Below are 6549 nucleotides of genomic sequence, written 5' to 3'. Positions count from 1 at the left end.
TTTTTACCACATGCATTGTGTCGAAAACCTTTTTTGGCATAATTTGCAGAACTGCATTTTGGACATTTGAACGGCATAGAAATTCCTCTATACCTATTTGGTAACAGGAGTTTTTATAGATGACTTTAATTGGACAATATCGTATCGCGATTAGAAAATGATATACTCCAATAAGCCCAAATTAGTCAGTTTATAAATGCAATAAAAAGCGGAAATTACCTTAGTAGTGCACCAAAAATACCTCATTACATAGAATTATTGTCTTTGATCTGTTGTGGTGTTTCTAAAATAGGTGCTTCTTGCAGACAATAGCTCGTAAATTACTCCATACATAATCCGCAGGACTAATTTGAGTTTCTACAAACATTCGTTCTCCAGAAGGTTGCTCTTGTTGAATACACCCACTAACAAAAAGTATGCTCAATAGAGCCAACGTTAAAAAAAGTATTTTTGCTTCATACATTAATTTTTGCCGTACCGCATTAATATACTTTCCGAAATCGTTCGGTCGTCACCTAATGCTAAGAAAATAATATCTTGAAATTGGCGTTACGCGCCAATTTCAAGCATTCCACATCAAATGATAGCGGGGACTGGATTTGAACCAGCGACCTTTGGGTTATGAGCCCAACGAGCACTCCAGGCTGCTTTAGGGAGTTCATAGAAGTATTATTTTTTATGAACTACTACCCCGCTGCATGAAGTTGCAGACCCGCCATGATTTTCGAACATATATCGAATCTATATTTATTGTTTAAAAGATATTTAAATAGCATGACATTGATTCTTGGAATCGACGAAGCCGGCCGCGGCCCGGTTCTAGGCCCAATGATTGTTGCAGGCGTTGTAATTGATGAAAAAGATAATGCCGTGCTGAAACGCGCAGGAGTCAAAGACTCAAAACTTCTCAGCCCCGCCCAGCGCGAAAGAATCGCAATCGAAATAAAAAAGACTGCAAAAAGCATAGAAACAGTCATAATTTCAGCAAAACAGATTGATGAACTCATGCAAATCATGAGCCTAAATGAAATTGAACTCAACGCGATGGTCCGGATAATAAACAAACTGCAAGCAGATTCTGTGCTTCTTGACCTTCCAAGCAACGGCCCGGGATTCATGCTAGGGCTTCGCGCAAAGATAGAAAAAAAAGACAAAAAGATAGTTGCAGAGCACAAAGCAGATTCGAAATACCTCTCTGTCGGGGCTGCTTCAATTATCGCGAAAACCACGCGCGATGGAATAATTGCAGAAATACAGAAAAAATACGAAAAATACGGCGACATCGGCTCGGGGTATCCGGCTGATGAGCGAACAACAAATTTTCTGAAAAATTACATGAAATCAGAAGGAAAGCTGCCGGATGAAGTGCGCACTGCATGGGCGACAACAAAGGAGATTTTGAAAAAAGACAAACAGAGTAAATTATTTAAAAGCAGCATATCAAGTCAGAACTGACCTCGCAGCCCAATCCGCATACCAATTCAGGCCAAATGATATCAAAAGGGCAATTATTAGTATTGCAACTGCAATGCCTGCTAGAATCACTACCCTTGTGTCAAAAAAATATTCAGTTATTTTTGGCGAACCGAGTTTAATCCCAGACATAAAAACACGAACACGATCTAAAAAAAGCGAAAGAATGCTTTTTTCAGGCGATTGCTGAAACTGATTTGACCGAACAGCTATTTTTTGAGATTCTATAATTTCGGCCTTTTCCGAAAGTTTTTCCTCCCGTTCACTCTCTTTTTTTAATTCCGGCGCTTTATTTTTTCGGGCATCTTTTTTTGCCTCTGCTTTCAGTTCTTTGCTATCCGCAGATTCTGCAGAATCTGCCTTAGGAACATTTGATGAAAAAATGATGTCATCAACTTCCTTTTTAAGGCCGATATTCATAAATTCCTTTTTCGGCTGAATTAACATATGATCAGACTTCTTATCCTGCGGACCTTTTTTTAGTGATGAACGAACTAAATCAACAACACCCGAATTCATCCCGCGGTTTTTCAGTACGGTTTTCAGAATTTCCGGATCATCGCCTGACTCAAGCTGTTTTTTTACCCAGTCCTGAATAAAAATATCCTCGCTGCTTTGCTCAGCCATATTATATTATTAGCGTCTGATTATTATATGCGTTGAATAGATATTTTGAACGTATGCGCAGAATCAACAAAAACTATGAAACGAGCGTTTCTTTTCGTTGGAAGGATGTTCCTGTTCAAGTCATCAAGAATGCCAAGATTCCAGTGGCGCTCCATCCGTTCCATGCTTCTTGGATGCGGCTTTTTTTCTTCCTGTAAAAACCGCCACCGCTTAATATCCGAAAGCTCAGCGGACATAAAAACAGGCAGGTCGACAAACTCAAGAAAATTTCCGAGGCGCTCCTCGCTCGATATTGTGTAAAGAATATTGTGTAAAGACCTTCGAAAATGATAACCTCAATGCCTGAAAGTACGAACGTTTCGATTTCTATTAGCCTGGTTGCGCGATTATATTTGGGCTTTATTACCTCAATATCACCACACCTTATGCTCTCAAACACTCTTCACAGCTCGCCAAAATTCACATGCCTTTCATCCCATTCCGTTTCGATAAAACTGCGCTTTTCAGCAGATTCAAAAAATCATCCATATGAAGAATCGCAACCTTTTTGCCTTTCTCTTCCAAAGAAACTTTCAGCGCATCTACAAGCGCTGTTTTTCCGACTCCCACCCCGCCGCCGATGCCGATTATGAAGCACTTAACCTGCTTTGACAAACGTAGGATTTCAGAAATAATTATGTTCAAACACTCTTCGGACTTCATAAAACCAGCCAATAAACATTATTTGAACAGCGCATCTTTTATATTTTGGCGCGCAATAATCTCACTATGGGCAATCTGTTTGACATCGAGAACTTCATCATAAAGGATGAATCTGCGCTTACTGAAGTTTTTGTTCCCGAACGGCTTCTTCACAGAGACGGTGAGCGCGACTACCTTGCATCATGCCTGAAACCCATTGTGATAAACCAGTCAATCAGAAACGTTTTTCTTTTCGGCCCGACAGGCACTGGAAAGACATCGCTTGTGCGATGGATGTTCAAGGAGCTTGAATCGCATACCGCAAACGCAAAAACAATATACATCAACTGCTGGAAATCGCAGACAACGCACGCCATACTTTACGAAATTGTCTCTAAAATGTCCCGATTCACAAACCCGCGCAGGCAAACAAAAGAACTGTTTATTGACGTCGCAAACCTTGTCAAGGCATCCGGGAAAAAACTGATACTTGCGCTTGACGAAGCAGACAAGCTTCTCAATTTCGACATACTTTATGATTTCTCGCGCGAAGGATATGGCCTTGTGCTGATTTCAAACAGCGAGCAAGCGCTTGCAAAAATCGATCCCCGCATAAGAAGTTCGATTGCTGTTGAGGCAATAGAATTTCCGAGATATACGGCTAATGAGCTTTCAGATATACTTATCGACCGCGTAATGTTCGCCCTACTGCCATCGAAAATATCGCAAGAGCTGATAAAGGTTGCGGCAAACGCTGCCGGTGGGGATGCGCGTGTGGGACTTGAAATATTGCGCAGGGCTGCAAAATTGGCTGAAGGAAGAAACGCAAAAAATATCGATAAGGAGGACATAATACACGCCCTGAAGGCTGCAAAAAGAATGAAGATTGAATCTATGCTTGCGGATATTGAGGAGGACTCGCGCATACTTTACAAAATAATCGAGGAAAAAGCAAGCGCGGGCTCAGGCGAGATTTTTGAGGAGTATAAGAGGCGCGCACCAAATGCAGCGAGTGAGCGCACATTCCGCTACAACATGGAAGAACTTGTAAAAGCGGGCTTTATCGAAGCAAGCGGCGATGTCAGGTGGCGGAAATATAGTATTAAGATTTGAAGGCTGTGAATGGCGCAAGTTACTCCACTTAATAAGAAGTTAATTCAATTGCTCGGAGCGGCTACGAAACATATCGTACTAAAACAAGCTTTTAAGCTTTGATAGAAACAAATAATTAATGTGATTAATATGCCATACAAGGAGACGGAGCAAGAAAAAATAGTTTCAGAGTTAAGTAAATTAACGATAGAAATGTGTGGCGCCGAAATCGAGCTATTTAGACCTATCATAGATAAAGAAATAGAACTTGAAACTAAGGGATTTAAAGGTTCTGAAGAAGAGCTATTTTATATGTCAATCTCAGAAATTGGTGTGCCAAAAATACGAAAGATGGTACTTGAATACAATGAACGCGTAAGTAAGATTCAATCTCAAATAACTGTACAAGAAAGCAAATATAACTCTTTGAGCCCCATATCTGTTGATAATGCTTATTAAAAGCCGCTTCGAGCAACTTCTCCACTCGCTTCGCGCACCCCAGCCAAATTTTACTAATACCCACCACAAATTCTATTTCGGCAACTTTCCTTTCGTATCGGCAATGCTCCAAAGGGGATGTTATATATACCGCAAAAAACACCTTATTCTTGGAATTAAGAACTCCTGCGACGGCGGGTTTGGGGCCCCTTTGGCCACTGAAGTTTCAACAACCAAACCCACGACCGCGCAATAAAATATTATATGGTGATTTATGTGAAAAACGATTTATTAGCAATGTGGGCTGAAGCGGTTGACAGAAAATACTACAAAGTAAGGGTTTTGAACACAACCAATACTTCTTCTATAATCAGTTCTTTGTACTGAGGATTGTTTTATCTCCCTTTCTGCCGGAAGCCCTGACACCGGGGCTTTCGGCATTTTACACAGCATTTATATTTGGATAATCCCAAATAGCTCTATGCGTTTGAAATTGAAGAAACGAGATGGAAATGGAGAGGCGTATGCGTTACTCAAGTTTGAACGTGAAAAAGACATTAGCGATATTGAACGCGAATGATACGAGCTTAATAAAAATAAACAAGAGTAGGGCATCCATCCAGAATTATATGTTTATGTGGTTAAAACTAGCCCTTCAGACGTACATATAGATTTAAAAAAACATGCGGATTGGGACTATATTCTCAAGGCAATTCTACCCGGCGCAACAAATGAAGCTGCTGCTAATGAATTAAGCCATGCAACTAATCAGCTATACGAAGGCGTAGAATTGCGTTTAGAGCCATATGCTGTTGAAACAGATCATAAAAATGAAGCTGCTAAGGAAGTACACCCCGCCACCAATAAATATTATCATGAAATAGTTCACATAAAACATGACAAAGTCCATTATGAAGATAAAGGAAGACACCACCATTTGAGAAAAAAACAAAAGGTATATGGGTCAGATGAAAAATGAATGCGCCGACCGGGAATTGAACCCGGGCCGTCGGCTTTCTTCTGCTGCGAAGCAGCGACACCAAACAGGTGACTACATCGAAGATGTAGTCGCCCAAAGTCCTCTCACTTGCGTTTGAGGCTTTTTTGTTTCTTGCGAAACAAAAAATGTCTGCTGATTTTGCAGCCGTGGAAGGCCAATATCATACCACTAGACTATCGGCGCGCATTGTATAATTGTGCTGTTTTCGCCCAATACATTTAGTAAATGGCGAAAAATCCGGTCGCTCCGCCTCATTAACCATTTGGCGCGGAGCTCGCGGCTTTCCAAATCCTTCGGATTTGTAAATAGCCCCACGAGGATTTTCGCATGCGGAGCATTGCGAAATTCTCTCACTTTCGTTCGAGATTTTTCAAGCAGAGCTTGAAAAAAGCTTGCAATGCAATTACATGATTTGAACCTCGGTCACAGGCTATATTCGCAAAGAAAATTTATAATATTCACTCTGCTCCAAAGGCCCGTATGCTTGGCCACTACACCATGGGGCTACGGCATCCAACGTATACCAACTTTATTCTATTAAAACCTTTAAATACTGTACACGATGCACTATACACCTATGGCAATGATGGATTGGTATACGTATCAGCTGGATAGTAATTATCCTCGCATTGCAGCTGGTTAGCGTCATAATCTATCTATTTATGCGAAGGCGAGAAGAATGTGATATCCCGTAATCATTTCCATCTTCTTTGATATATATTTCGCGCACATAATTTCGCCTCAAAACCAATCTTTAGCGGACTCAAACCAGACTTCAGGCCGCATTTTTCGTATAAACGCTTCAGTTGGCGTTTCAGCTTTATTGAAATTCAGACTCATGTGCGGTCGCTTATCATTATACCACGTAATAAATGCGTCCAATGTTTCAAATTTATTGCGGTTCTTTTTGTAAGTATCCACAAACTTTTCCGCTTTGCCGTTGCTTTGCGGATGTTTTACTCTTGCATGCACCGGTTCGATGTTTTTTGACTTTAAATAAAGCTCAAATTTATGTTCTGCTTCACCGTTTTTATCTGTTTTAGTTGCAGTAAATTGGCTTCCATGATCGCTCATAATTTGCAATATTCCGCCATACGGAGCCGCAAATTCTATTGCTTTATCCAAAGCGATTATTGTTGTATCTGTTGTCGCATTGTCAAATTCCCTACATGATGTAAGGATACGGGATGCATCATCAATATATGCGATCATTTGTTTTCCGTTGTATTCGCACCAGT

General features: G+C 40.7%; 8 protein-coding genes and 2 tRNA genes. 4 read left to right on the top strand and 6 right to left on the bottom strand.

Annotation, left to right across the window (positions count from 1 at the left end):
• Positions 1 to 774 precede the first annotated feature (774 nt).
• On the top strand, positions 775 to 1455 hold the full coding sequence (gene rnhB, locus KKB09_07290; GenBank protein ID MBU4300989.1) for a ribonuclease HII: 681 nt from the start codon (positions 775 to 777) through the stop codon (positions 1453 to 1455).
• Here the strand turns inward: rnhB and KKB09_07285 are convergent.
• The 3 genes from KKB09_07285 to KKB09_07275 form a co-directional block, all read right to left on the bottom strand.
• Entirely contained in the window at positions 1441 to 2100 is a 660-nt protein-coding gene (locus KKB09_07285) for a hypothetical protein (protein ID MBU4300988.1), read from the bottom strand. The genes rnhB and KKB09_07285 overlap by 15 nt on opposite strands.
• A gap of 23 nt (positions 2101 to 2123) precedes the next feature.
• Positions 2124 to 2336, bottom strand: coding sequence for a hypothetical protein (locus KKB09_07280; protein MBU4300987.1), 213 nt, complete (start codon positions 2334 to 2336; stop codon positions 2124 to 2126).
• 223 nt (positions 2337 to 2559) lie between these two features.
• A complete protein-coding gene (locus KKB09_07275) occupies positions 2560 to 2802 on the bottom strand; it encodes a hypothetical protein (GenBank protein ID MBU4300986.1) in 243 nt (80 codons plus the stop codon).
• A 66-nt stretch (positions 2803 to 2868) separates the two neighbouring features.
• Here KKB09_07275 and KKB09_07270 point away from each other — a divergent pair, with 66 nt between their 5' ends.
• The 3 genes from KKB09_07270 (at position 2869) to KKB09_07260 (ending at position 5290) form a co-directional block, all read left to right on the top strand.
• Positions 2869 to 3894, top strand: coding sequence for an AAA family ATPase (locus KKB09_07270; protein ID MBU4300985.1), 1026 nt, complete (start codon positions 2869 to 2871; stop codon positions 3892 to 3894).
• A gap of 129 nt (positions 3895 to 4023) precedes the next feature.
• On the top strand, positions 4024 to 4332 hold the full coding sequence (locus KKB09_07265; GenBank protein ID MBU4300984.1) for a hypothetical protein: 309 nt from the start codon (positions 4024 to 4026) through the stop codon (positions 4330 to 4332).
• A 616-nt stretch (positions 4333 to 4948) separates the two neighbouring features.
• The gene (locus KKB09_07260; GenBank protein ID MBU4300983.1) at positions 4949 to 5290 is read left to right on the top strand and encodes a hypothetical protein; all 342 of its coding nucleotides are present in this window, start codon (positions 4949 to 4951) and stop codon (positions 5288 to 5290) included.
• A gap of 1 nt (position 5291) precedes the next feature.
• Here KKB09_07260 and KKB09_07255 read toward each other — a convergent pair.
• From KKB09_07255 to KKB09_07245, 3 genes are all read right to left on the bottom strand, one after another.
• Positions 5292 to 5494: transfer RNA gene (locus KKB09_07255), tRNA-Gly, on the bottom strand.
• A gap of 123 nt (positions 5495 to 5617) precedes the next feature.
• Positions 5618 to 5817, bottom strand: a tRNA-Gln gene (locus KKB09_07250).
• A gap of 235 nt (positions 5818 to 6052) precedes the next feature.
• Positions 6053 to 6549, bottom strand: a 497-nt coding sequence (locus KKB09_07245; GenBank protein MBU4300982.1) for a DDE-type integrase/transposase/recombinase, incomplete at its 5' end; no start/stop codon positions are given.

Source organism: Nanoarchaeota archaeon, assembly GCA_018897155.1.
In the GTDB taxonomy this organism is placed as follows: domain Archaea; phylum EX4484-52; class EX4484-52; order EX4484-52; family LFW-46; genus LFW-46.
Note: the sequence above shows the minus strand (reverse complement) of the source record. Positions and strands in the feature narration are given on the sequence as shown.

Excerpts from the sequence above, each read along its gene's own strand:
- rnhB (MBU4300989.1), top strand. The coding sequence starts at position 775 with ATGACATTGATTCTTGGAATCGACGAAGCCGGCCGCGGCCCGGTTCTA.
- KKB09_07285 (MBU4300988.1), bottom strand. The coding sequence starts at position 2,100 with ATGGCTGAGCAAAGCAGCGAGGATATTTTTATTCAGGACTGGGTAAAA.
- KKB09_07280 (MBU4300987.1), bottom strand. The coding sequence starts at position 2,336 with ATGTCCGCTGAGCTTTCGGATATTAAGCGGTGGCGGTTTTTACAGGAA.
- KKB09_07275 (MBU4300986.1), bottom strand. The coding sequence starts at position 2,802 with ATGAAGTCCGAAGAGTGTTTGAACATAATTATTTCTGAAATCCTACGT.
- KKB09_07270 (MBU4300985.1), top strand. The coding sequence starts at position 2,869 with ATGGGCAATCTGTTTGACATCGAGAACTTCATCATAAAGGATGAATCT.
- KKB09_07265 (MBU4300984.1), top strand. The coding sequence starts at position 4,024 with ATGCCATACAAGGAGACGGAGCAAGAAAAAATAGTTTCAGAGTTAAGT.